Source organism: Pseudoalteromonas sp. MBR-15, from assembly GCF_053628915.1.
Genome location: NZ_JBRJHH010000002.1, coordinates 426,571 through 452,527 on the forward strand (window position 1 = coordinate 426,571; position 25,957 = coordinate 452,527).

A 25,957-nucleotide genomic window follows, 5' to 3' on the forward strand; every position below is an offset into this window, starting at 1 on the left:
ATGTGCCATAGTAACTAAATAATCATTCAGTTGAATTATTTTTGTGTTATGTTATCAATCAAGTAGTGGAAATTTTTGCCAAGGAGCAAACAGTATGAAGAACTTATTAATCGCAACGGCTGTTTTATTTTTAGCGGCTTGTGCTAAAACCCCTGATTGGGATTACGATAAATCAGCTGACTTTAGCAACTATAAAACTTTCTCGTGGGTTCCTAACGCGAGCCTAACAAAGAATGTTGCAAACTACCAAATCAGTCCATTAATGGAAAAGCGTGTCCGCGAAGCGGTAAATGCTGAACTTGAAAAAAGTGGTATGCAACTGGTTGACGTTGCACAAGCTGATGTACTTATTAACTACCATGCATCAGTTGATACTAAAATCGATGTAGATACGTTTAATGTTGGTTATGGCGCACGCTGGAATTATTGGGGCATGGGCTACAACACGCAAACAACAACGCGTGAGTACGAAGTAGGCACATTAATTTTAGATGTTGTCGACCGCGCTTCTAACCAACTTGTTTGGCGTGGAGCTAAAGAAGGTCGTTTACAAAAGAACCAGTCACCAGAAAAACGTACTGAAGTGATCAAAGAAACTGTCGCGAATATTTTAAGTAACTTTCCGCCACAGTCAGTGAAGCAATAATTACATGTTTCGATAAAAGACCGCGATTAATTCGCGGTTTTTTTATGCCTAAATCAATGCTGGTTGGAGTGGTATAACTCAGTGATTCAGATACAATAGCCGCAATTTTGCAGTGGTTTGCCATGTTTATACGGTAATTAACCCCACTGCTCTCAACACAGTAATCATAAGAGAGTTTTAGATGGTACGAGCGGTACACTTCACACTTCCTGCATTATTCGTCACTTGCTCACTGTTTGCAGAAGAAGCAAACAACATTGAACAAATCACCGTTGAAGTATCAGCAACAGCCAATAAAGAACCTGTTGGCACCTTTGATGCGCCCGTTTCAAATTTAGAATACGACCCACGTGTCGACTTACAATCACGTAATATGGCTGAGGCACAAGCCGATGTGACGATACGGGGGGGTATTTTTGAAAATACCGGCTTTCGTGTTGGCAGCAGCACCTTATTCGATCCACAGTCAGGGCATTACTTTGCAGAAATTCCTATTGCACCGCAGATGCTAACAGGCCCAGCTGTTCTAACCGGTGCTGATAACGCTCTATATGGCATGAATAGCTCTGTAGGGACCGTTTCATTTGGCTGGCGACCTATTACAAGCACGGGGAGTGCTTCGTTAGGGGTTGGTAGCAATGGCTTTAACTTACAGAGTATTCATGCAGCGCACAGCCAAAAGCTTGAGAGCATGCCTGATTGGCGCTTAGGCTTTGAAGGTGAGTATTCGCATTCAAAAAGTGATGGTTCTATTAAGAATGGTGACCATGATTTTGAACGCGCATCGGCACGCATTCAACTGGCAAGTGACACTTCACAAACTGATTTAATGTTCGGTAAACAAGCAAAGTTTTTTGGTTGGCCCAACTTATACACGCCGTTTAATTTTAATGAAACCGAAGATCTTGAAACCACATTGGTAATGTTAAACCACAAACACTTGTACGGTGCGAGCAATACATTTGAAGTGACCGGTTATTATCGTAAACATAACGATCACTATGTATTATCACGTGAAAACCCCGCTATTTTTGAAGCTTTTCACGAAACAACGGTAAAATCACTGGGGTTATCGGGCCGCCACGCACTCAACACGGCATATGCAATTAACTACTCAGGGCAATTTATTGCAGATTCTATTGAGTCTACTTCTCTTGAAAACAACTTTACTTCACGCAATTACACGAAGTTAAGCGTATTGCCAGAATACACAACGGCACTTGCTACTGACAAACAGCTTACCGTGCGTGCGGGTGTAGCATTTGATAACACAAATCGTGATAGTTCAGATACCTCCTTCATTGCTGATGCGAGCCTTAAAGTTGTCAATCAAAATGGCAGTGAACACACGTGGTATGCGTCATACGCAGAGGCAACTCAAGTACCAGGTTATACAGCGATTGGTGGCAGCGAAACAGGTGGTTTATTCAGAAGTAACTACAACCTTGAGCGCGAAACGACCGACAACCTCGAGTTAGGCTTACTAATTGAAGAGCAAACTTGGCGCTTAGATTCAGCGATATTTTATCGTAAAGATAAAAACCTCACTGACTGGACCTACCGCTTTGATGCAACCTCAGCGCGTTTTGCCAACCCTGTTGATATTGATACTTTAGGGGTTGAGTTCCTAGCTAATAAGTCGTTTGACACCACCGAGCTTATTGCCAGCTACACCTATTTAGAAAAGTCCGAAGATTATGGCGCAGCGGATATTGATGCGAGTTTTTACGCCCTAAACTATCCAGATCACCGTGTAACACTCGGTGCAGTTTGGCAACCAATGGACGTACTTGAACTGCGTATTGATAATGAATGGCGTAAACAGCACAGCAATCGCCTGAGACGCTCAAGCGATGAAGCCTTCTTTACGCAACTGACGCTAAAATTCACTCCGGCTCAGCTTGAAAATGTGTTTATTACCTTAGCAGCAGACAACATATGGGATGAATCATTCGAAGAAGTCCCCGGCACTCCAGGACGGGGCGAGCAATACACACTAAGCGCTACGTATAGCTGGTAGTTCACAAACCAAAAATGCCAGTCAATAAGACTGGCATTTTCAATAACATTCTTAGGCTAAAAATGAATGATATAAGCCATAAAATATCGGGGAGCTAACTAAAAAACCCACAAATAATATTTTAAAAAAACTATCTTTGCTTTCAATCGAACTCATAATCGATACAGAATCCGTATCAGCCTGTTCTATGGGTTTAAATCTTCGGTAAGTTTTTACCACCACTAAACCGATAATGAATGGCATGACGATAGCTAATACAACTAACAACAAAAATAACCACGCTTCATTGGATGTGTGTCTCATATTCTTCCTTAATTACAAAATCAATGTATCGTAACTAAAATAGAACCAGCTTGCTAAATGTTTTATGATAAATATTGTTTAAAGCTTTTCAGCAACAACAGCCAAATTTATGTCATCTGTTCAAGTTCGGTAATTAAATACAATGCTTGTTCGTTAGTCGTGCCACACACATCTATCGTGGCAGAAAAATCACTGCATACTTTGGGTCTTGATTCGTCACCAAATAATTTACACAAATTATTCTCATCAAGCTGAATACAGCGCTCTCCGGCCGCTTTGCCATTTGGCATCCCTGGAATGGGTGAGCTAATACTAGGTGCAATACAACAGGCGCCACAGCCTAATCTACATGCCATTTTATCTGTCATCACGTACCTCTTTAAGAACCTTTATCGCGTCTTTGTAATATGTGTAATGGTTTGTTACATCTTCAAACGCCTTGTAAACACTTTATTGCGTATGCTTAGCCTAACAAATTTTAAATTTAATCATTACCGTCAACCGTGAGGGAATATCCCGTGGCTAGTAAAAAACAAATCATTCTCCCTATTGCCGTTTTAGTCGGCGGCTTAGGAATGGCTTTTGCGTTTGCCTCAATGAAGCAAGCCCCTGTCGAAAAACCAGAACAAGATACGCGTCCGCTTGTATCGATTAAACCATTGAGCTTCGATACGATTACTCTCGATGTAAAATCGTACGGCATTGTTAAGCCAAAGAATCACACCGAGCTTGTAGCGCAAGTTAGCGGCCAAGTTGTATCGCTTTCTGATCAGTTTGTACAAGGCGGATTTGTTAAGCAAGGCGACATTCTAGCACGAATTGACCCAAATGATTACGAAGCAGCACTTATCGAAGCCGAAGCTGGGCTTGCACAAGCAAGTTCTGCACTGGAGATTGAACGTGCACAAGTTTCTGTTGCGCAAGCTGAGTGGGATCGTATTAAAGGCGACTCTCATCAAGTTATTCCCTCTGAACTTTACCTACGTAAACCACAACTCGCTGAAAAGCTTGCTAATTACCGTGCAGCCCAAGCAAGCGTTAAGCGCGCTAAACGCAACTTAGAACGTACTTATATTAAAGCCCCTTACGATGCCATTATCGAAGAACGCTTAATTAGTTTAGGCAGTGTTGTTAACCCGGGTAACAGCTTTGGCAGTTTAAGTTCTACCTCACTTGCTGAAATCCGCTTACCCGTTGCCGATAAAGACTTACAGTATTTGGATAATCAAGGTATTGGTGCAAACGTTTCTATTAGCGCCGAGTTTGCTGGTAAACAAACCACATGGCAAGCTACCATTGTTCGCACTGAAGGTGTGGTAGACCAACGCAGTCGAATGAATTATTTAGTTGCCCAAGTTGCTACGCCCTACCAGCAAAAAAATCCATTACGTTTTGGCTCATACATCAACGCGACTATTCAAGGTCGCGCTTTAGATAATGCCATTGTTGTGCCACACCACTTAGTAAAAGACAACAAAATTGCCGTTTTACAAGAAGGCGAAACACTGACATTTAAAACCCTTCATATCGTGCGTGAACAAAATGGTATGGTGATCGCGGATAACGGCCTTGCGAATGGCGAAAAACTCATTACCTCAGCCCTTGAGTACCCCACTGAGGGGATGGCAGTAAAGTTAGATAACGCTGAGTTAAGCGCGCCAACCACGCAACTCGCGTTAAAAGAGGACTAAGCCATGACCACGCAAAGAGAAAAAGGTTTAATCGCGTGGTTTGCTCGCAACCCTGTTGCAGCAAATCTCCTCATGATCTTTATTTTAGTGGGCGGTTTACTAACAGCTATGTCTGTTCGTAAACAGATGTTCCCACAGTTTGAAAGTAACTGGATCAGCATTCAAGCTGTTTATCCGGGTGCTGCTCCACAAGAAGTCGAAGAAGGCATCACAATAAAAGTCGAAGAGTCACTTGAAGGACTCGAAGGTATTAAACGCTTAATTACCTATTCGAACCGCGGGTTTTCACAAGCCTGGATCGAAATTGAAGAACAATACGATCCGCAAGAAGTGCTTGACGAAATCAAGATGCAAGTTGACTCAATTAATACCTTTCCTGCAGAGATGGAACGGCCTATTGTTCGCCGTGATAAATACGAGCAAGAAGTCATGATCTTGGCGCTTTATGGCGATATGAGCAATTACCAACTAAAAGAGCTGGGTAACGACATAAAAGATGAACTTCAAGCGTTACCGCAAATCAACTTAGTTGAATTTCACAGTGGCCTAAACTATGAAATTGGTATTGAAATAAGCCCTGATAAACTGCGCGAGTATGGTTTAACCTTCCGGGATATTGCGACTGCCGTGCGTAGCTTTTCGGCAAATATGTCGGCGGGTCAAATTCGCTCTGAAAATGGTTATATTTCAATGCGTGTTGAAAACCAAGCTTACCGTGGTAAAGAGTTTGAGAACCTCCCGTTATTGCACCTACCCGATGGCGCACAAGTGCTACTTGGCGATGTAGCCACCGTGAACGATGGCTTTGAAGAGGGTCTGCAATACTCAAAATACAATGGCAAAAACTCATTAACGTTTGAAGTTAATGCCTCTAAAGATCAAGATATCACCAAAGTTGCAGCGGTTCTTAAACAGTACCTTGCTGATAAAGCCCCACTCTTACCAGAGGGTGTAAAATTATCGCCTATTGTCGATTTAACTTACTACCTTGAAGGTCGTCTAAATATGATGATCGATAATATGATTTGGGGGGGTATTTTGGTGATGGTGGTACTCGCCCTATTCTTGCCATTGCGATTAGCATTTTGGGTCATGATGGGGTTGCCTGTGTCTTTCCTAGGTGCTTTTTTAATGATGCCAATGGGCTTTTTAGATATCACCGTTAACCTTGCATCCTTGTTTGCCTTCATATTAGTTCTGGGGATCGTCGTTGATGATGCCATTGTGGTCGGTGAGTCAGCCAGTGCTGAAATTGAAAAACACGGCCATAGCCTTGATAACGTTGTACGTGGTGTAAAACGCGTTGCCATTCCTGCCACATTTGGTGTACTAACAACCATTGCTGCATTCTTACCGCAAACATTGGCGTCGGGACCTGGTTCTGCGTTCTCTAAAGCCATTGGTGGGGTTATTATTTTATGTTTAATTTTCTCTTTGATTGAATCGAAACTTATTTTACCAGCTCACCTAGCGGCAATGAAAAATAAACCTGCCAACCCTAAAAACCCTTTACATCGTTTGCGTTTAGGTATGGATAACGGTTTGAAAAACTTTGTCGATAATTATTACACGCCATTTATTGGTCACTGTATCCACTATCGATATACCGTTATTGTTGGCTTTATTTGTGTCCTTATTGTGAGCGGTGGTATGTTTGCAGGTGGTTTAGTGAAGTTTGTTGCGAACCCTAAAATTCCGCATGACTTTCCGCGCATCTCAGTCGAAATGAACTTATCGTCATCTGAGCAAGCAACGCTTGAGACAGCAAAAACAATTGAAAACGTCATATTAAATGTCGATAAGCAACTGCAAGAGCAGTATGGTCAATCGATGATCCGTGACTTATCAGTCAGCTTACGAGGTCGCACCAATGCCAATATTATGGCTATTTTAGTTGAGCCTGACTTACGCCCTATCGATACATTTCAGTTAAGTGCGTTATGGCGTGAACAAATGCCGCCACTGCCTGGTGTAAAAACACTTAACATTCAAGACAGCATAATGAATGGCGGCCGTGATGATGGCGATGTAAGTTTTCGCTTAGAAGGCAAAGACATTAACAAACTAAAAGAAGTCGCAGCAAAACTTAAAGAGAAACTTAACAGCATGGAAGGTGTTGGTGACGTTAATGACTCACTACAATCGGCGACCGATGAAGTACAGCTAGAACTGAAACCTCTTGCGTATAGCTTAGGTCTTACACTGTCTGATGTTGCTTCGCAAGTGAGTTTTAGTTACTACGGATTAGAGGCACAACGTATTCTTCGCGAAGGTGAAGAGATCAAAGTCATGATTCGCTATCCACGAGAATCACGCAATGCTGTGAGCGACATTACCGATGCACGTATCATTACGCCAACGGGTGTTGAAGTGCCGCTGGCAGAAGTTGCTAAAGTAAATATCGTAGATGGGGTTAACCGTATTCGCCGAGAAAATGCAAAGCGTACTGTTAATGTGTGGGCTGCGGTTAATACCGAGCAAGCAGAACCATTTGCAATCGCAAAAGAAATTCGTGATGAGTATTTACCCAGCCTACTTAAAAACTACCCAGGTGTAGAAAGTAATGTAGCAGGACGTATTCAAGAAGAAATGGACAGTGTGGCTGAGCAAGTACGTGATTTTGCTCTGTCGATGATGATTATTTTTGCATTATTAGCGATTCCACTTCGCTCATATTCTCAGCCATTTATTATCATGTCGGTTATTCCATTTGGTGTGATTGGTGCCATGTTTGGTCACATGATTTTAGGGATGACCATGAGCAGCCTGTCGGTGTTCGGCATTATTGCGGTTGCAGGTGTAGTTGTGAATGATTCACTCGTAATGGTCGATTTTGTTAATAAAGCCCGAGCAGAAGGAGTCGCAATTAAAGAGGCAGTAATGCAAGCAGGGGCACGCCGCTTTAGAGCCATTTTATTAACGTCGATCACTACATTTATAGGTGTATTGCCAATAATTATGGAAACCAGTTTACAAGCCAAAATAGTTATCCCAATGGCTGTATCGCTGGCGTTTGGTGTGTTATTTGCGACCGTGATTACATTAATTTTAATTCCTTGTCAGTACGTAGCATTAGAAGACTTCAAGCGTTTAATTGCTAAACTAAGAGGCAAAAAAACAACGCCTGATGCCCCACTACAGACATCGAGTAACTAAGCCCTCTCCCTATCCCAACCAAGCGCTTGGTAAGCTTTCTTACCAAGCGTTTTTTGTTAAAAAATAAACAAATATGTTCCTAAAATTTTCATAACTTTGCTAAGCTTAAGTGTGTAAAAAAGAAACAAATTCAAAGAATACTAATTTGCTTATTCTAAGAGTTATTTTTAGGCGAAAACCCTCGTCGCGAGCACTGCAAAATTTCGTTGTTCAAAATCAGAAATTTTTAACGCTGTCAGCATCAGGTTTTACCCCTCTGAATAATTAAGTATTAATGCTAATTAGTGTCACTCTTACAAACACGTTATAAGGACATAGCTATGAAATTTATTCGCTACACTGCCTTGGTTAGTTGTTTATCTTTTTGTATTCCTGCGCTGGCTGAAAACCCATATTTACAACAACAGCTTGAACCTATTTTAATTGGCGAATCTCATTCTGTAGAAAGCGAACTAATCCACTCCCCTGAAATGACTGTTGCCACCTACAAAGCAAATAACTTTGAACGTGTTTGGTCTGATTTTGCGTACACAAAACAAGCTCTTAATCTAATTGCACAAGCTGAGCTTGAAGGACTTTTCCCTAACGATTACCACTTTGACACGCTGATGGCATTGGCAAAAGAAATTGACAAGCGCGGCACGCAAGCCGTCGAAGCACAATTCGATGTGCTGATGACCGATGCCATCATGACTTACGCAAAACACCTGATTCGCGGTAAAGTGAACCCTAAACTACTATCCGACACATGGAATTACGAGCAGTCTGATGTCACCCCAGATGCCGCTGCAAAAGCGCTGCTTAAACATGTAAAATCAAAAAGCCTCGAAAAAGGCCTTAATGATTTAAAACCCACTCTGCCCCACTATAAAACCTTGAAAGATGCATTGGTTTTTTATCGCGAACTTGACACCAAAGGTGAGCTTGCGAATATCACATTACAAAATAAGGTATTAAAACCCGGTCAATCAGACCCCGCTGTGCCACTATTAAAACAAAAACTACAACGCTTAAACTACTACTCTTCTGGTATTTCAGATGAAACCAGTTACGACACTGAACTTGTTGAAGCTGTTAAAAAATTCCAATATTTACATCAAGTTGCTGACGATGGTGTGATAGGAAATGAAACCATAAAGCTGCTCAATAGAGATTACAGTGAATATGTTAATGATATCTTGGTTAATTTAGAGCGCATTCGCTGGGTAGACAACACCATTACCGAGCGTTTTTTAATCGTTAATATTGCGGGGTATATGCTTTATCTGTTCGAAGATAACAAACTTCAATGGAAAACCAATGTAGTTGTAGGCCAAAACTACACAAAAACCCCCATATTCAAAGGGCAAATGAGTTACATAGTAATGAACCCGACTTGGACAGTACCACGGAGTATTTCTGGAGGGATTATTAAGAAAATGAAAGATAACCCCAACTATCTAAATGAAAAGGACTTTGTGGTAGTAGATAGCCGCCGTAACCCCGTAGATAGCAAGAGCATTGACTGGGCTAATGCGAGCCGCAAAAACTTCCCGTATTGGTTTGTACAGCAACCTTCAGAAAATAATTCACTGGGACAAATCAAATTCATGTTCCCAAATAAATACTCAATTTATTTGCACGACACTCCTGCAAAAAGTTTATTCCAGCAAGACCAACGTGCATTCAGTCATGGTTGTGTGCGGGTTGATGAGCCACTCACACTCGCTGAAAAAATATTAGGAACCTCGGATGGTTGGTCTCGCAGTAAAATTGATGACGCTATCTCAGCTAAAGAGACACAAAAAGTAACCCTGTCAAACCCGCTTGATGTCTTTTTAATGTATTGGACCGTGGCTGCAAATACAGATGATGGACTGCATTTTTACTCTGATGTGTATAATCGCGATCCTGTGTTACTAAAAAAACTCACTAAGCCACTTTCAAATGATTCAATCTAGAGGTATCTATGAAATTTAGCCTAGTGGTTATCAGTACGTTGTTTGCATGCATAACGCTGCCTATCAGTGCACTTGAGCTCAACAACTCGCTGCACAGTATTGTAATGGATGCGAATGAAGTGCTCACCCTTGATAACACGGCTGACTTTTCTGCTACCGATGTGTCAGATGTAAAAACAGAACGGTTAGGCCCAGCAAGCCTCGCCGTTTATGCTCCTGAAAAAGCTGGGTTTTATTCTTTAGTACTGACAAATTCACACGCTGAACGCACCTTAATGGTTATTGTAAAAAAGCCGTTTAACGCCAAAAACAAAGTACTGAATAATTACCAAATTGGCACGTACCCTGCACCATACAAAAACAACCCACAGTACAGTGCCCCATCAGGGCTTATTGAAATAACAGAGCAGGATTTAACACGCCAATTAACACCTCATGTGCAAGTTAGAAATGTGATTTGTAAACAAGTGAGTGGTTTCCCAAAATACCTTTATGTTAATAACGACGGGTTAATGATGCTCGAAGATTTACTTAAATTTGTGCAACGTGAAGGAATTAAAGTAACTAAATTTGCCTTTATCAGTGGCTACCGTACGCCTCATTACAACCGCTCTATTGGTAATGGACGACACAGTCGTCATCAATATGGTGATGCATTTGATTTATACATAGATGAAAACGGCGATGGCCGCATGGACGATTTAAACGGTGATGGCAAGCTCACCATTGCCGATGTCGATGTACTTTATAAACTGTTCGAAAAATTTCAAAAGCAAAGCCGCTACACTGGCGGTATTGGCCGCTATAAACCTGCGTCTCATCATGGTGGTTTTGTACACATAGACAACCGTGGCTTTACCGCAAGGTGGTAACTGACAAATTACTGATAGTCCCGAAATCGAAATGTATCATTGTTGCATTATCGGCGTTCGATTGATAAGTTACTGTTATTAATGGAAATACTATAATAATCATAAAGGGACTTATGCGTTTTATTCTCTGTACTTTTTTTATTTTCTTACTCAGTGGTTGCCAGACTTTTATTGCTTATCAAGTGACTAAACCTGTGCAGGAAATATCATTCGATGGCCCTGACAATCAGATGTTGAGTGATGCTTACAAAGGTTTCCCCACCAAAATATGTAAAACTAAACAGCATTGTTTAACGTTTAGAACTTTTTCTAACAATGATTTAAAAAAGTATTTTGGGAAAGGTCAAGAGTTTAGGCTTTATTTTGAGTTAAATTCTAAAGATGTAATTGAAACTTTTAACACAACCTTAACCTCAATAAATGGAACAAAAAAGATCCACGATTCAGTGATTGTTCTTTTCCCAGGTCACGGTGTAAATAGTATGATATATAGCATTCAAGCGCGTTGGCTCAGCCACTTTACGGGCAAAGATGTCATCGTTATGCCTGCAAGCAATCAGTACCAAGAATTTAAATTTGGTTTAAACAGTCTTGATGTATTAATACACTATTTAAGTAACAGCCAATATAAACAAATCGATATTCTAAGTTATTCTATGGGCAGTATTGCAGCGATACAACTCGCTGAAAATATACCCAATATCAATCAACAAATTATGATTGCGCCAATGGTAAACTTTGATTCAGCATTGATGTCCGTAGCTAAAAGTTATCAACCTACCTTAAGCCTATTTGTCAGAGATGATGACTTTAAAAACGCTGCAGAAAATGTAATTAGTGACAGCGGTATCGATAAATCTCAACTCGATTTGAACGCCCTACTAACTAACAAAAAGCCAGCTTATAGAACTAGAACAATACTCTATGTGAGTAATGGGGATACAGTAAGTCCTGCATATTATTGGCAAGCGCTACAAAATGAGAGTGTTTCAGTGGTGCATTACAGTAATTTAAATCACGTCAGAATGGTAAGCCTTATCAATCAAGCCATGCGAAATGAGGTTTTACATCGATTAATGTAACCCAACACAAAACAAAACAAGGACAGCAATGAAAACATTTATAAATTACATAAAACTGCTCTTTATCATTTCAATAATTATTTTTACAAGCCTTGCCCGCAGCCAAGATATGCAAACTGAGATGGCTCACTTTATTCAAGGTTTTCATGACTACAAGCAGTTCAATGGCAATGTACTAGTCGCTAAAGATGGAAAAGTACTGTTTGAAAAAAGTTATGGCTACGCAAACTTTGAATGGGATATTGAGCACAGCGAGAAAAGTAAATTTAGAATAGGTTCGATTACAAAACAATTTACTGCCATGCTCATTTTACAACTTGCGCAACAAGGTAAGCTCAAACTTGATGAACCTCTGGCAACGTACCTTCCTGATTACAGGCAAGATATCGCAGCAAAAATTACTCTTCGACAAATACTCAACCATACTTCTGGGCTTAGTAATTACACTCAATTAAAAACATTTCGCGACGAATATAGTAAAAACAACTACAGCGTTGATGAATTTATCCGCTTATTGTGCAGTGATGATCTATTGTTCGAACCCGGCACTGAATTTCGTTATAGCAACTCAGGCTACTTTATTTTAGGTGCAGTAATTGAAAAGGTAACGGGTCAAAAATACAAAGACGTATTACAGAAGAATATTTTAGATCCACTCGGAATGAACGACACTGGCTATGATTCTCACAATAAAATAATTAAATTTCGCGTATCGGGTTACGACAATGGCCTAACTGGCTACAGCAATACAGACTACTTAGATATGTCTATCCCGTATGCTGCTGGGTCTATGTATTCAACAGCACGAGATTTACTAAAATGGGATCAAGCCCTTTACTCAGATAAGTTATTGAACAAAGAATATAAAAAGCAGATGTATCACGTGTCTGAGCAAAGAAATTATGCGCTTGGTTGGGAAGTAACTAACCTTGATAAAAGCACCTATGGAAAACCCCTTACACGTATTCAACATGGCGGTGGCATCAATGGTTTTAATGCATTTATAAGTAGGATAATCGAAGACAAATTACTGGTTATCATTTTAAATAATACCGGTGGTGCGCCACTCACCCCCATGACTAATGGCTTACTTGCAATCTACTATGACAAACCCTACGAAAAAGCGACAGAGCATGTAGATAGCAAACTTTATAACGTATTTAAACGTGAAGGTATTGAAGGGCTAAAGAAAACCTATCAGCAAATGGTGAGTGATGGTAATACGCCAAGAGAAAGGTCGCTAAACTACTTTGGCTATGAATTAATGCAGATGGGTGAGCTAGACGTTGCAATCACGGTGTTTGAACTCAACAATCAATCTTATCCAGATTCCGCAAATACGTTTGACAGTTTAGGTGAAGCATATTTAGCAGCCGGTGATAAACAAAAAGCATTAGCAAGTTACAAAAAAGCGCTCAAGCTAGACCCAGAAAGTAACAGCGCACACGACGCGATTGAAAAACTGCAATAACAAAAGAAGCCACGCCACGTGGCCTCTTTTTACTTTTAGCATGACTAAAGCGCTCGCGGGCTCACTTTAATTCAAAGTATACCGCCTGAGGGGAATTTCACCCTGCTCTGAGAATGTTGCTTAGCCATAAAGATGAAAAAGCCTCGTTATTCTATACCTAAAATAATTAGTTATCGAGTACCCGCTTATCTAAAATACCCTTTTCAATCAGTTGATTGAGTATAGCTTTGGTTTTTTCGCGGCATATATCCCGAACTAAACGAACAGCAGGTGTAATTGATTGCCGACTTGGACAGATAAGCCACAGCTCTGCACATAAATGTGGATAGTCTTGCATAACAGGTATCACACGTTCATTAAGCAAATCATCACTGATATCAATGCATGATTTAACTGCAAGGCCTTTACCTGCAACACACCATCGTCTGACTAAATCACCATCATTAGAGGCACGGCGACCTTGCATTTTTACCTTAAAACGTTCTGTGCCGTCAGTAAAATCCCAGACATTATTAATGATATCTTGCAGTTGATAAAAAAGCCCCTGATGTTGTTTTAAGTCATTTGGGTGCTTAGGCATACCATGCTTGGCTAAATAGTCTGGGGTTGCACATAAAATACGTGGCACATTACAAATTTTGAAACCATAAAGATTGGAATCTGATGGCGAGCCATAGCGCAGTGCAAAATCGACTGAATCACGGTAAAAGTCAACATTACTATCACTGATATGCGGTCTCAAACTGAGTTTGGGGTACTCATCTAATAATTCATCAAGCCAAGGAATAATCATATTACGGCCCAGATCAGATGATAACGCCACTCTGAGCTCCCCTTCAATTTCATCATGCTCGCCTTTTAATGCAAGAGTTGCTTGCTCAAGCATGGCAATTGCCTGCTGACATTGAGGCAAAAAGCGCTCACCAGCTGCTGATAAACGTAAATGACGCGTTGTTCGCACAAATAACTCAGTACCGAGTGCTGCCTCAACACGCTTTATTGCTGCACTCGCTGTTGCTGAGCGCATATCTAGTTTTGCAGCAGCGGTAGTAATGCTGCGGAATTCAGCGACCTTGAGGATTAATTTCAGATCTTCAACCAACATATTAACTAAAATTTTTTGATAATGTTTATTGAATTATGCGCTTTATCACTAAGTATTCAAGGCGTACACTCGGTCATATTGTTATACATGCGGGAGCAATTACATGACACACCCTATTATTTCAGACTTACAACGCCGTTATACAAGCAAGCGCTACGATGCAACTAAACGCATTAGCCAAGATGATTTGGCCGTTATTTTAGAAGCACTGCGCTTAACTCCTTCATCGATTAACTCGCAACCATGGAAATTCGTAGTAATTGAATCAGACCAAGCAAAACAGCGTTTACACGACAGCTTTGCAAACAAGTTTCAGTTTAATCAATTACATGCGAAGACCGCCTCACACACTATATTATTTGCTTATAACCCTCGCTACAAACGTGAAGATTATGAAAAAGTCATAGAGGCAGACATTGCTAATGGACGTACAAAAGCAGAAAACAAAGAAAGCGCTTTTGGTGCCTTTGCTTTTGTTGATTTAAATACCGATGAACAAGGCAATAATGCACAGTGGACTAAGTCACAAACGTATATTGCGTTAGGCAATACCATGCATGCCGTGGCTCGTTTAGGCATTGACTCTACTCCGATGGAAGGGGTTGATAAAGATTTACTCGGTGAGCTTTTCGCTGATGAGCTAGATGGGTATGTCTGTGAAGTTGCTTTGGCAATTGGCTATCACGAACCTGAGCAAGATTATAATGCTGCATTACCAAAATCGCGTTTAGATAAAGATACTATTATTTCAGTGATTTAAGCGCTACATGCCGTGTATTACGCCTACTCTCGTAGGCGTAATATTTAATTTAACGTTGTATTGACCTTCACATTACGCGCCATACCTTCACTTAAGTCAGCAGTAATCGTTGCAAAACCACCATTAATAAGCGCTAAATTTGGCGCAACATGTCCAATGTCTGCATCGACAATAACCGGAAATAAGTTGCCTTTAAATGCGAGCTCAATTGCTTGGTATTCATCAAAGTAGCAGTCGTTATTTATTGCAGGGCTGCGACCAAACACAACGGCATTTACATCGGTAAAAACATCATTCAATTTTAACGATAACAAACAGCGTGCAAGTGCCATCGGGCTGAGCTCTGCATTTTCTAAATATAAAATAAGTCCTTCAGGTGCATACTGTTTTTTAAATTCATGTAATGCGTAGTAATTAGAAGGTAATAGTAAACCTAACGTATCCAAACAGCCGCCTATCAAGCGCCCTGACACTTCAATTTTACGTGTGTCTTTGTAGTTTATACAACGCCATTGGCTCGGTGCAGTTAAATCAAACTGTGCCTGCGGCTGGTGCGAATAATCTATAACAGACTGCTGGTAATAAGGTGAGGCCACTTGATTTAATTGACCTTTTTCACCTAATTGTAGTGCTTTGAAAATGTTTGCTAAGTATTCATCAGGATCGTCTGGGTGAATTTGCATTAAATTTGCTGCGTGCAGTGTTGCCCAACCACATCGTGTCGTTAAAGCACATGCAAATGTACTGATATCTGAAAATCCCACTAACCACTTCGGTTGTGCTTGGCTTATCGCATTAAAATCAAGTAAAGATAAAATTTCCATGGTGAGATCGCCGCCCCATGGCGGCATGATAGCGGCAATTGAGTCATCTGTTAAAAACTGCATTAATTCATCTGCACGCTGTTTTGCAGGACTATGGGCTTCGCGTAAGCATGCCCCTTCTATAACTTGAAAGCCTTTTGCTTTTAAGCCCGCCAACACAAGATCTAAACGTGCGTGATATGCTTGTTCAACCCCTGATGAAAAAGCGCAAATGGCTATTTTATCGCCTTTTGAAAGCGCTTTAGGGTAGTGAATTTTTGCCATTTTCACCTCTATATAATCGTTAATAGAACGCCAACGTAACGAATAATTGGGTGGCTGTAAACAGGCATAAAAAAACCGCGGTATAAAACCGCGGCTTCATCAATGCTTGGTTAAGCTATTAAATATACTCAACTTCAATGATTTCGTATTCAACTTCACCATTAGGTGTTTTAATGGTAACAGCGTCATCAACCTCTTTACCAATTAAACCACGCGCGATTGGCGAGTTTACAGAGATCAGGTTATTTTTGATATCTGCTTCATCATCACCCACGATTTGGTATTTAACCTCAGCGTCGGTTTCAACATTAACGATAGTAACCGTTGTACCAAAAATAACTTTACCTGTCTTAGGCATCTTAGTTATATCGATGATTTGTACATTTGAAAGCTTCGCTTCAATTTCTTGAATACGACCTTCACAAAAACCTTGTTGCTCACGAGCAGCATGGTATTCCGCGTTTTCTTTCAAATCACCATGCTCACGTGCGTCAGCAATATCAGCAATGATTTTTGGACGGGTAACTGTTTTTAATTCGTTAAGTTCTTCGCGCAGTAATGCTGCACCACGAACCGTCATCGGAATTGATTGCATATTATTCTCACTTAATCCCAAGGGCGAATCACTCGCCCTTGGCACATTTCCTTAGTTCATTCGCTGGTGTAGTTCCTGAACTGACGTCACTTTGCTACGGTCGTCTGCTTGGTTTGCAGTACAGTTAGCAAATGCCGCGTTCAGTGTCGTTGTGTAGTTAGTCTTGTGCTGTAACGCACCACGACGTAACACCTTCGAATCTTCAATCGCTTGGCGACCTTCAGTAGTGTTTACAATGTAGCTGTATTCACCATTTTTAATTCTATCAAGAATATGAGGACGACCTTCGAATACTTTGTTTACGCGACGAACTGCAATACCAGCGTCTTCAAGTGCTTTGGCAGTACCACCTGTTGCATCTAGCTCAAAACCAAGTTCAGTCATAGTTTTAGCAAGTTCAACAATACGTGGTTTGTCACTGTTGCGTACCGATAGTAACGCGCGACCACCGCGTGGTAAAGTGTTGCTTGCACCTAATTGTGCTTTAGCGAACGCTTCGGCGAATGTTTCACCAACACCCATTACCTCACCCGTTGAGCGCATTTCTGGGCCACGCATTGGGTCAACACCTTGGAACTTAGCAAACGGTAATACAACTTCTTTAACGCTGTAGTAAGGAGGAATCACTTCTTTGGTGATACCTTGGCTTGCCAATGACTGACCTGCCATACAACGCGCTGCTACTTTAGCAAGTGCTACACCCGTTGCTTTTGATACAAACGGTACTGTACGCGCTGCACGAGGGTTTACTTCGATTAAGTAAACTTGGCCGTCTTTCACTGCAAACTGTGTATTCATAAGACCCACTACGCCAAGCTCAAGTGCCATGTCTGTCACTTGCTTACGCATTACGTCTTGTACTTCAGCAGTTAATGAATGAGCAGGTAATGAACATGCTGAGTCACCTGAGTGAACACCTGCTTGCTCGATATGCTCCATAATACCGCCGATAATCACTTGCTCACCGTCACAGATAGCATCAACGTCAACTTCGATTGCGTTATCTAAGAAACGGTCAAGCAATACTGGGGCTTCATTTGATGCAGATACCGCTTCAGTCATGTAACGACGTAAGTCATCTTCATCGTAAACGATTTCCATCGCACGACCACCAAGTACATATGAAGGACGTACAACCAGAGGGAAACCGATTTCAGCCGATTTTACAATCGCTTCTTCTAGAGACGTTACTGTTGCATTTTCAGGTTGAAGAAGGTTTAAACGCTCAACAAGTTGTTGGAAACGCTCACGGTCTTCAGCACGGTCGATTGCATCAGGTGATGTACCAATAACTGGCACACCATTCGCTTCAAGTGCACGAGCCAGTTTAAGTGGAGTTTGACCACCGTACTGAACGATTACGCCTTTTGGTTTTTCAACACGAACGATTTCTAACACATCTTCAAGCGTAATTGGCTCGAAGAATAGACGGTCAGATGTGTCGTAGTCTGTTGAAACAGTTTCAGGGTTACAGTTAACCATGATTGTTTCGTAACCGTCTTCACGTAGCGCTAATGCCGCGTGAACACAGCAGTAATCGAATTCGATACCTTGACCAATTCGGTTAGGACCACCACCAATTACCATGATTTTATCTTTATCAGACGGGTTCGCTTCACACTCTTCGTCATACGTTGAGTACATGTAAGCTGTGTCTGAACTAAATTCTGCCGCACACGTATCAACGCGTTTATAAACTGGCACGATATTTAATTGGTGACGTTTTTTGCGAATTTCAGCTTCAGATACACCCGCAATTTCAGCGATACGTGCATCAGCAAAACCTTTGCGTTTAAGCTTGCGTAAGAACTCGGCATTTAAACCAGCCATACCTACTTCGCTGATTGTTTCTTCGTCTTTTAAGATATCTTCGATTTGTACTAAGTACCATGGATCGATTTTAGTCAATTCGAATACATCTTCAACGCTCATACCATGACGCATTGCATCAGCAACATACCAAATACGCTCGGCACCTGGCTCACGCAATTCACGAATGATTTTCTCTTTCGCTTTCGGGTCATCAAGCGCAACAATTGGGTTAAAACCTGTTGCACCCACTTCAAGACCACGTAATGCTTTGTGTAGTGATTCTTGTTGGTTACGACCAATAGCCATAACCTCACCCACAGATTTCATCTGTGTAGTAAGACGGTCGTTTGAACCTGCGAATTTTTCGAAGTTAAAACGTGGGATCTTAGTCACAACGTAATCGATTGAAGGCTCGAATGAAGCAGGTGTTTTACCACCCGTGATATCATTTTGAAGCTCGTCAAGCGTATAACCTACAGCTAGTTTCGCAGCGATTTTGGCAATTGGGAAACCCGTTGCTTTAGACGCTAGAGCCGATGAACGAGATACACGAGGGTTCATTTCAATGATAACCATACGGCCATCAACTGGATTCACACCAAACTGTACGTTTGAACCACCTGTTTCAACGCCGATTTCGCGAAGTACCGCCATCGATGCATTACGCATGATTTGGTATTCTTTATCCGTCAACGTTTGTGCTGGTGCAACGGTGATTGAGTCACCCGTGTGAACGCCCATTGGGTCAAAGTTTTCGATAGAACATACGATGATACAGTTGTCGTTTTTGTCACGAACAACTTCCATTTCGTACTCTTTCCAACCGATTAATGATTCATCAATTAGAAGTTCATTTGTTGGTGATAAATCTAAACCACGCTCACAAATTTCATCAAATTCTTCTTGGTTGTATGCAACACCGCCACCGGTACCACCCATGGTGAATGATGGACGGATAATACATGGGAAGCCGATACGAGTAAGTACATCGTGTGCTTCGTCCATTGAGTGAGCGATTTCAGCACGCGGACACTCAAGGCCAATATTTTTCATTGCAGCGTCAAAACGCTCACGGTTTTCTGCTTTATCGATGGCATCCGCAGTTGCACCGATTAGCTCAACACCGTGTTTAGCCAACACACCGTGCTTGTCTAGGTCAAGCGCACAGTTTAATGCTGTTTGACCACCCATTGTTGGGAGTACAGCATCTGGCTTTTCTTTTTCAATAATTTTTTCTACCACTTCCCAGTGAATTGGTTCGATGTACGTCGCATCAGCCATTTCAGGGTCAGTCATGATAGTTGCAGGGTTCGAGTTTACAAGAATAACTCGATAGCCTTCTTCTCGTAGTGCTTTACACGCTTGTGCACCAGAGTAGTCAAATTCACAAGCTTGACCGATAACGATCGGGCCCGCGCCTAAGATAAGAATGCTTTTTATGTCGGTACGTTTTGGCATTGTTACTCCGGTTAAATTAGTTAGAACGAGCTTGCATCAAGTCGATGAAGTGGTCGAATAAAGGTGCTGCATCGTGTGGGCCTGGGCTTGCTTCAGGGTGACCTTGGAAGCTAAATGCAGGCTTATCAGTACGGTGAATACCTTGTAGCGTACCATCGAATAATGAAACGTGAGTTGCACGTAAATTCGCTGGTAATGTAGCTTCATCCGCTGCGAAACCATGGTTTTGCGCAGTGATCATAACCACATTGCGGTCAAGGTCTTTAACTGGGTGGTTACCACCGTGATGACCGAACTTCATTTTTACTGTTTTTGCACCAGAGGCAAGCGCAAGTAATTGATGACCTAAACAAATACCAAAAATTGGCGTATCTGTTTCTAAAAAGGTCTTAATTGCATCAATTGCGTAGGTACATGGCTCAGGGTCACCAGGGCCGTTCGATAAGAAAATACCGTCTGGGTTAAGTGCGAGTACGTCTTCAGCAGATGTTTGTGCCGGCACAACGGTTAATTTACAACCGCGGTCAACTAACATGCGTAAGATATTACGTTTAACACCGAAGTCATAAGCAACAACGTGAAATTTCTCGTCTGCTGCTTCTAGCGTTTTAAAGCCTTCACCTAATGTCCAGCTTGATTCACGCCACACAAAATTTTCCTTGGTTGAGACAACTTTTGCTAAATCCATGCCTTTTAAGCCTGGGAAGGCTTGCGCAGCTTCGAGCGCTTTATTCTCATCTAACTCGTCGCCTGCAATGATACAACCATTTTGAGCGCCTTTATCACGTAAGATACGTGTTAATTTACGAGTGTCGATGTCAGCAATACCTAGGATATTGCGTTCTTTTAAGTAATCACTTAACGATTGCTCGTTACGGAAATTACTTGCTAGCAGTGGCAAATCACGGATCACTAGGCCTTTAGCCCAGATTTGACCCGCTTCTTCGTCTTCGCTGTTAGTACCCGTATTACCGATATGTGGGTACGTCAAAGTTACGATTTGTTCCGCGTATGAAGGGTCAGTCAAAATTTCTTGATAACCAGTCATAGACGTATTGAATACTACTTCACCGACTGACATGCCGTCAGCGCCGATTGCAGTACCGCGAAACACTGTGCCGTCTTCTAGGACTAACAGAGCGGATTTAGTCAAGTTAACCTCCTAACAGTAAAAAACGGGAGTAAAGTCATTTGCTCTACTGCCCGTTTAAAGCGATTGGAAACACGCATTTATGAATTTTTGGCAAATTGGCGCTATTTTACAGTAATTTGCTTTTCAGATCTAATCATAATTAATAAAATAGTAAAAATAAGCGTTATTAACTTAATTTTCACTGAAACTGCCAAAAAAGAAACTAAACTACTTCAAGTCAAGCACATCTTGCATGTCATAAAGTCCAGCCGGCTTATTTTTCAACCAGCCCGCAGCTCTTACAGCACCTAAGGCAAAGGTCATTCTAGAACTTGCTTTATGAGTTAATTCTAGTCTTTCGCCAGAAGTTGCGAAATATGCGGTGTGTTCACCTACTATATCTCCGCCTCGCATGACCGAATAACCGATTTCATTTTGCGATTTTGCTTGTTCATCGTGGCTTCTATCGAAACGTGCAACGTCATCATGTTGCCAGCCTTTTGCCTCTGCAATAGCCTCACCAATAGCCAAAGCCGTGCCCGAGGGCGCATCAATTTTATGACGATGGTGCGCTTCAAAAATCTCTATGTCCATGTCATCGCCAAATTTCACAGCTGCAGTCTGCACTAAGTTAAGCAGTAAATTAACGCCTACGCTATAGTTACGAGCAAAAACAATCGGGATATGCTTTGCTGCATCGTTTAACGCTTCAAGGCCGTCGTGGGTTAAGCCTGTCGTGCCGATCACCATGGCTATATTTTTTTCTACCGCTGTTTTGAGGTGATTACGCATCCCCGCGGGTAAAGTAAAATCAATAAGTACGTCAGTCTCTTTTACATCAGTTTCTTTGCTAAATTGCACATCCGCATCAGCGGCACTGTTTAATTGATTAACAGCTAAATTAATAAGCGGTGAATTTTCACGGACATACGCCCCCGTTAACACAGAGTGCTCATTTTTTGTAACAGCCTCTAATAGTGCAAGCCCCATGCGGCCATTGGCACCAAATACACCTATACGGTTCATACTTTTACCTTATCTATTCTTATTAGCTGGCTAGATTTTATCGAAAACTCATGTAATAGTCAGGTTAGCTTATAAAAAATACAGCGCTAATTTTTTGGATTTATAAAATAACAACAATAATAACAGATAGCCTTTGCATTTAGCCATCTATACATTTAAACTTCTTCCTTTGCGCCGATTTGGTCTTTGGCTTGCGGGCGCTGTTGTTGTTTTTACTTTCATAAAACAACAACTAAATACAGCTAAAAGAAGTTTTTGGCTGTGTTTTTGGTTATCTAACGAGGAATATGATGCAGCCATCATTTAATAAAACAAAAGCAAAACTTTCTTTGCTGCCGCTTTTGGTGTTTGTCGGCTTATTTTTAGGCGCAGGCTTATACTTACAATCTCAAGGTGTTGATTACGCCTTTTATCAACTACCGGCACCGGTCGCTATTTTACCTGCCATTATGTTGGCCTTTATTTTAAATAGAAACACGATTAACCACAGTGTTGAAACGTTTATAAAAGGTGCAGGTCATAGCAATATCATTACTATGTGCTTGATTTACCTTCTTGCAGGTGCGTTTTCTGCCGTCGCAGGCGCAACCGGGGGTGTTGATGCCGTCGTGAATGCCGGTTTATCTCTTATTCCCCCAGCTTTATTACTCCCGGGCTTATTTTTAATCGCTGCCGTGGTTTCAACTGCCATGGGCACATCAATGGGCACCATCGGCGCGATTGGCCCTATTGCCTACGCCGTAGCGCAAAAAACGGGTATCGATCCGGCATTGATGGCCGGTACAATTGTATCGGGTGCAATGTTTGGCGATAACCTATCAATCATTTCTGACACAACAATTGCGGCTACCCGTACACAAGGTTGTGAAATGAAAGATAAATTTCGCGAGAATCTAAAGATTGCTCTGCCTGCTGCTGCACTCACCATTGCATTATTGTTCTTTTTAACACCGGCAGCTGAAGCGGTTGAAACACAGGATTACGATATATTACTCGTGCTTCCGTATGCCTTTATTTTAGTGCTAGCGGTGATGGGATTTAATGTCTTTGTGGTGCTGTTTAGCGGGATTATTTTCGCAGCACTAATGGGCTTTACAGGCAGTTATGAAGGCGCAAGCTTTGTAAAAGATATCTACAAAGGCTTTACCGATATGCAGGAAATTTTCTTGTTATCTATGTTTATTGGCGGCCTGTCAGAATTTATTCGTATAAACGGTGGCCTTGATTACATTGCTAACAAAATTCAGGCAATCACGAAAATTATTGCTAAATGGCATCGTAAAGTTGCTGATCAATTAGGTATTGCAGCACTCGTAATGACGAGTAACGTATGTATTGCTAATAATACGGTGTCTATTATTGTTGCAGGCCCTATTGCGAAAAAACTGGCCGATGACGGTGAAATCACTGGCAAGCGCTCAGCCAGTTTATTAGATATTTTTGCCTGTGTAACACAAGGCTCTTTGCCCTACGGCGCACAAGCCTTATTGTTAGGTGCAACGTTTAAAATCAGCCCTTGGCAAGTATCTACATCGTCATATTATTGTTTTATTCTCGCGTTTACTGCGATTGCGGTAATATGCTTACGCCGTAATAAAGCCTAAGTTAAATATTTTTGAGCAGATACGTCATTTTAAGGACGTATCTGCTATAATCCTCACTTTGTATCCCCCTTTATATACTAATTCGCTTAATCAAGTGAATTGTTATGACTACATCAATATTGAGATATGAACTTGAAAAAGATCCTTTCTATTGCTGCGCTATGTGCAGCGAGTACTTCGAGCTATGCGGCTAATTGGAGCTCAACGCAATTACACATCAATAACGGTGAGCACAAAAATCCGTTTTCTTTGGCTAAATCAAACACAACGGTTGTGTCATTACAGCATGCATCTGGTTATGACTATGGCGATAACTTCTTTTTTATTGACTACAGTGATGATGATTTACAAGATGGATATCAAGATAAAGACTTTTATGGTGAATGGTATTCAACCTTTAGCCTGTCAAAAATCTCAGGCAACGATTTTTCATATGGTGCGATTGCTGACGTAGGTTTAACTGCGGGCTTTAACGCTGCTGGAGACTCAAAGGTTCTAAAATATTTACCCGGTGTAAAACTAAGCTGGCAAGCACCAGGTTTTAGCTTTTTATCAACGTTGTTTACAGCCTACATTGATGACAGTGAAGGTGTTGCTCGTGGTGGTGCTCCTACTGAAACAAACAGCTGGATGATTGATGTAGCATGGGGCTACCCATTCACTATTGGCTCACAAAAATTTAATGTGACAGGCCATGTTGAGTACATTGCAGAGCGTGAAAACGAATTCGGTCAAGACGTTAAAGCATGGATTTTAGCACAGCCTATTATTACATGGGATTTAGGTCATGCAATCAGCATGAAAGAAAATACCCTGTTACTTGGGCTTGAGTGGCAATACTGGCATAACAAACTAGGCACAGATACCACTGAATCAGTCCCACAACTTCATGTTGAGTGGACGTTCTAAACGTTATCAATAAAACTGCGAAATAGTTATTTATTTCGCAGTTTTAGAATTTATAGCAATACTTTTACTTAAAAGTACTCATAAGCAACTTAAAGAGAAGAACTCATCTACATTTTCGACCTTTAACTCTGGGAAATGACTAATTAGTGCTTTATAAGCATCTTGCTCAGATATTTTACGTTTAAATATAGCTCGCCGATGTTGAGGCTTAATTTTTACCCCACTCACCTTAAAATAGTTTATGAAAGCCGCATTATCTTTCTGTTCATAAGCATTAATATCACCAAAGTGTAATGTCATAGAAGAATAGTTTTTTATAAAAAAATAAAATGGATCCAGCTCAGTCTCTAAATCAAACTCAGCCCCTACCATACTATTAAGATCAGAAAATGCTTTATATGCACCTTTACTGGCAAACTCATTTAAAAGGGCTTTAGCGTCCTTTGGTTCGTCGAAAGAAAGCGTTTCAAGCCACATTGTGAAACCTTTCAAACTAGCCAATCCCGAAAAACTTGCAATATGCTTGCTTGACGGCTTTAAGCCAACATTACCCAATCTCATCATAATTTCTTGCTCATTGAGTGATGTTGCTTGTAAATAATCGCGAGCAAGAATGATTCCTAAAATAGATTTAACTTCTGGTAACATCGTGTCTGGTACATCTAACGTTGTTAAATCAAGTTTTTCTAGTGAAGTATTCTGATTCGCTATTGTTTGAGTGATCTGTTTTCTCATTTCAGTAAACTGACTTTTAATGAGGGGAAAATCATCTGGGTACTGTTGATTTTTACAAAAATAAAATTCAGGTGACGATTTAATTGATTCAATAAAAGGCGTTGATTCGAATGTATCAAGCTGCAAATAATTGAGTTGACGTCCTTCAAGCCACTCCCTTGTTAAATTACATTTATCTAAACTACGTTTTTCGTCATCAGTTAATTCATTCTTATCAATATTCAATACAAAAATAGGTTCTGGCTTTTCTAAATCCTCTACTGGGATTAAGTTAACAACGATACCTTCATGATTTAACTTTTCTACTGCATTTTTGACCTCGACATTACTAAACAAAGGATGATTAATTTCCTGATAGTAAATACCTTTTCCACTCAAGCCCAACAAATCAAAGAGTTGCTGATAACTTTCAGAGTCTTCAATCTCATAACCTTCATTACCGATTATCATAAGGAGTTATAGTGGCATAGTTAATTTGGCCACCCATTAAGAAAGAAATGTTATGCTAATAAGCATACAAATTTGGGTGAAAAAATGACGAAATTAAAACGC

20 protein-coding genes are annotated in these 25,957 nt (G+C 41.0%); 11 read left to right on the forward strand and 9 right to left on the reverse strand.

Annotated features, from left to right (window positions below):
- Nucleotides 1–94 precede the first annotated feature (94 nt).
- Nucleotides 95–646: a DUF4136 domain-containing protein gene (locus ACSSVW_RS04955; RefSeq protein ID WP_036967710.1), complete on the forward strand. Its 552-nt coding sequence runs from the start codon at nt 95–97 to the stop codon at nt 644–646.
- A 181-nt stretch (nt 647–827) separates the two neighbouring features.
- On the forward strand, nt 828–2,666 hold the full coding sequence (locus ACSSVW_RS04960) for a TonB-dependent receptor plug domain-containing protein (RefSeq protein WP_454178962.1): 1,839 nt from the start codon (nt 828–830) through the stop codon (nt 2,664–2,666).
- A 51-nt stretch (nt 2,667–2,717) separates the two neighbouring features.
- On the opposite strand, the gene ACSSVW_RS04965 is transcribed toward ACSSVW_RS04960, so the two are convergent.
- Complete coding sequence (locus ACSSVW_RS04965; RefSeq protein ID WP_065978689.1) at nt 2,718–2,969, reverse strand: hypothetical protein; 252 nt, start codon at nt 2,967–2,969, stop codon at nt 2,718–2,720.
- A 107-nt stretch (nt 2,970–3,076) separates the two neighbouring features.
- Entirely contained in the window at nt 3,077–3,325 is a 249-nt protein-coding gene (locus ACSSVW_RS04970) for a YkgJ family cysteine cluster protein (RefSeq protein ID WP_174403858.1), read from the reverse strand.
- 162 nt (nt 3,326–3,487) lie between these two features.
- Here ACSSVW_RS04970 and ACSSVW_RS04975 point away from each other — a divergent pair, with 162 nt between their 5' ends.
- The 6 genes from ACSSVW_RS04975 to ACSSVW_RS05000 all read left to right on the forward strand — a co-directional run bounded on the left by ACSSVW_RS04975 (nt 3,488) and on the right by ACSSVW_RS05000 (nt 13,181).
- Nucleotides 3,488–4,660, forward strand: a complete 1,173-nt coding sequence (locus ACSSVW_RS04975; RefSeq protein ID WP_036967700.1) for an efflux RND transporter periplasmic adaptor subunit — start codon at nt 3,488–3,490, stop codon at nt 4,658–4,660.
- A 3-nt stretch (nt 4,661–4,663) separates the two neighbouring features.
- Entirely contained in the window at nt 4,664–7,816 is a 3,153-nt protein-coding gene (locus ACSSVW_RS04980; protein ID WP_036967697.1) for an efflux RND transporter permease subunit, read from the forward strand.
- 320 nt (nt 7,817–8,136) lie between these two features.
- Entirely contained in the window at nt 8,137–9,756 is a 1,620-nt protein-coding gene (locus tag ACSSVW_RS04985) for a L,D-transpeptidase family protein (RefSeq protein WP_454178963.1), read from the forward strand.
- 8 nt (nt 9,757–9,764) lie between these two features.
- The gene (locus tag ACSSVW_RS04990) at nt 9,765–10,628 is read left to right on the forward strand and encodes a D-Ala-D-Ala carboxypeptidase family metallohydrolase (RefSeq protein ID WP_454178964.1); all 864 of its coding nucleotides are present in this window, start codon (nt 9,765–9,767) and stop codon (nt 10,626–10,628) included.
- Between the two features lie 113 nt (nt 10,629–10,741).
- A complete protein-coding gene (locus ACSSVW_RS04995) occupies nt 10,742–11,710 on the forward strand; it encodes an alpha/beta hydrolase (protein ID WP_454178965.1) in 969 nt (322 codons plus the stop codon).
- 28 nt (nt 11,711–11,738) lie between these two features.
- Nucleotides 11,739–13,181 (forward strand): serine hydrolase, encoded by a 1,443-nt coding sequence (locus ACSSVW_RS05000; protein WP_454178966.1) that lies wholly within the window; start codon nt 11,739–11,741, stop codon nt 13,179–13,181.
- Nucleotides 13,182–13,347: 166 nt separating this feature from the next.
- Here the strand turns inward: ACSSVW_RS05000 and ACSSVW_RS05005 are convergent, their stop codons facing one another.
- Nucleotides 13,348–14,286, reverse strand: a complete 939-nt coding sequence (locus ACSSVW_RS05005) for a LysR family transcriptional regulator (RefSeq protein ID WP_036967684.1) — start codon at nt 14,284–14,286, stop codon at nt 13,348–13,350.
- A 103-nt stretch (nt 14,287–14,389) separates the two neighbouring features.
- Between ACSSVW_RS05005 and ACSSVW_RS05010 the strand changes: the two genes are divergently transcribed.
- On the forward strand, nt 14,390–15,046 hold the full coding sequence (locus ACSSVW_RS05010; RefSeq protein WP_065978694.1) for a nitroreductase family protein: 657 nt from the start codon (nt 14,390–14,392) through the stop codon (nt 15,044–15,046).
- A 44-nt stretch (nt 15,047–15,090) separates the two neighbouring features.
- On the opposite strand, the gene ACSSVW_RS05015 is transcribed toward ACSSVW_RS05010, so the two are convergent.
- The 5 genes from ACSSVW_RS05015 to dapB all read right to left on the reverse strand — a co-directional run bounded on the left by ACSSVW_RS05015 (nt 15,091) and on the right by dapB (nt 22,157).
- Nucleotides 15,091–16,134 (reverse strand): S66 family peptidase, encoded by a 1,044-nt coding sequence (locus ACSSVW_RS05015; RefSeq protein ID WP_454178967.1) that lies wholly within the window; start codon nt 16,132–16,134, stop codon nt 15,091–15,093.
- Nucleotides 16,135–16,252: 118 nt separating this feature from the next.
- Nucleotides 16,253–16,729 carry a transcription elongation factor GreA gene (greA, locus tag ACSSVW_RS05020; protein WP_036967677.1) on the reverse strand — a complete coding sequence of 159 codons (477 nt, stop codon included), beginning with the start codon at nt 16,727–16,729 and terminating at the stop codon, nt 16,253–16,255.
- A gap of 51 nt (nt 16,730–16,780) precedes the next feature.
- Nucleotides 16,781–19,999 (reverse strand): carbamoyl-phosphate synthase large subunit, encoded by a 3,219-nt coding sequence (gene carB / locus ACSSVW_RS05025; RefSeq protein WP_036967675.1) that lies wholly within the window; start codon nt 19,997–19,999, stop codon nt 16,781–16,783.
- Nucleotides 20,000–20,015: 16 nt separating this feature from the next.
- On the reverse strand, nt 20,016–21,152 hold the full coding sequence (carA, locus tag ACSSVW_RS05030; RefSeq protein ID WP_454178968.1) for a glutamine-hydrolyzing carbamoyl-phosphate synthase small subunit: 1,137 nt from the start codon (nt 21,150–21,152) through the stop codon (nt 20,016–20,018).
- 207 nt (nt 21,153–21,359) lie between these two features.
- On the reverse strand, nt 21,360–22,157 hold the full coding sequence (gene dapB / locus ACSSVW_RS05035; RefSeq protein WP_454178969.1) for a 4-hydroxy-tetrahydrodipicolinate reductase: 798 nt from the start codon (nt 22,155–22,157) through the stop codon (nt 21,360–21,362).
- A gap of 290 nt (nt 22,158–22,447) precedes the next feature.
- Between dapB and ACSSVW_RS05040 the strand changes: the two genes are divergently transcribed.
- Nucleotides 22,448–23,761 carry a Na+/H+ antiporter NhaC family protein gene (locus ACSSVW_RS05040; protein ID WP_036967666.1) on the forward strand — a complete coding sequence of 438 codons (1,314 nt, stop codon included), beginning with the start codon at nt 22,448–22,450 and terminating at the stop codon, nt 23,759–23,761.
- A 126-nt stretch (nt 23,762–23,887) separates the two neighbouring features.
- The gene (locus ACSSVW_RS05045) at nt 23,888–24,670 is read left to right on the forward strand and encodes a nucleoside-binding protein (RefSeq protein WP_065978699.1); all 783 of its coding nucleotides are present in this window, start codon (nt 23,888–23,890) and stop codon (nt 24,668–24,670) included.
- 78 nt (nt 24,671–24,748) lie between these two features.
- Here ACSSVW_RS05045 and ACSSVW_RS05050 read toward each other — a convergent pair whose 3' ends face one another.
- On the reverse strand, nt 24,749–25,855 hold the full coding sequence (locus tag ACSSVW_RS05050; RefSeq protein ID WP_454178970.1) for a hypothetical protein: 1,107 nt from the start codon (nt 25,853–25,855) through the stop codon (nt 24,749–24,751).
- Nucleotides 25,856–25,957 lie beyond the last annotated feature (102 nt).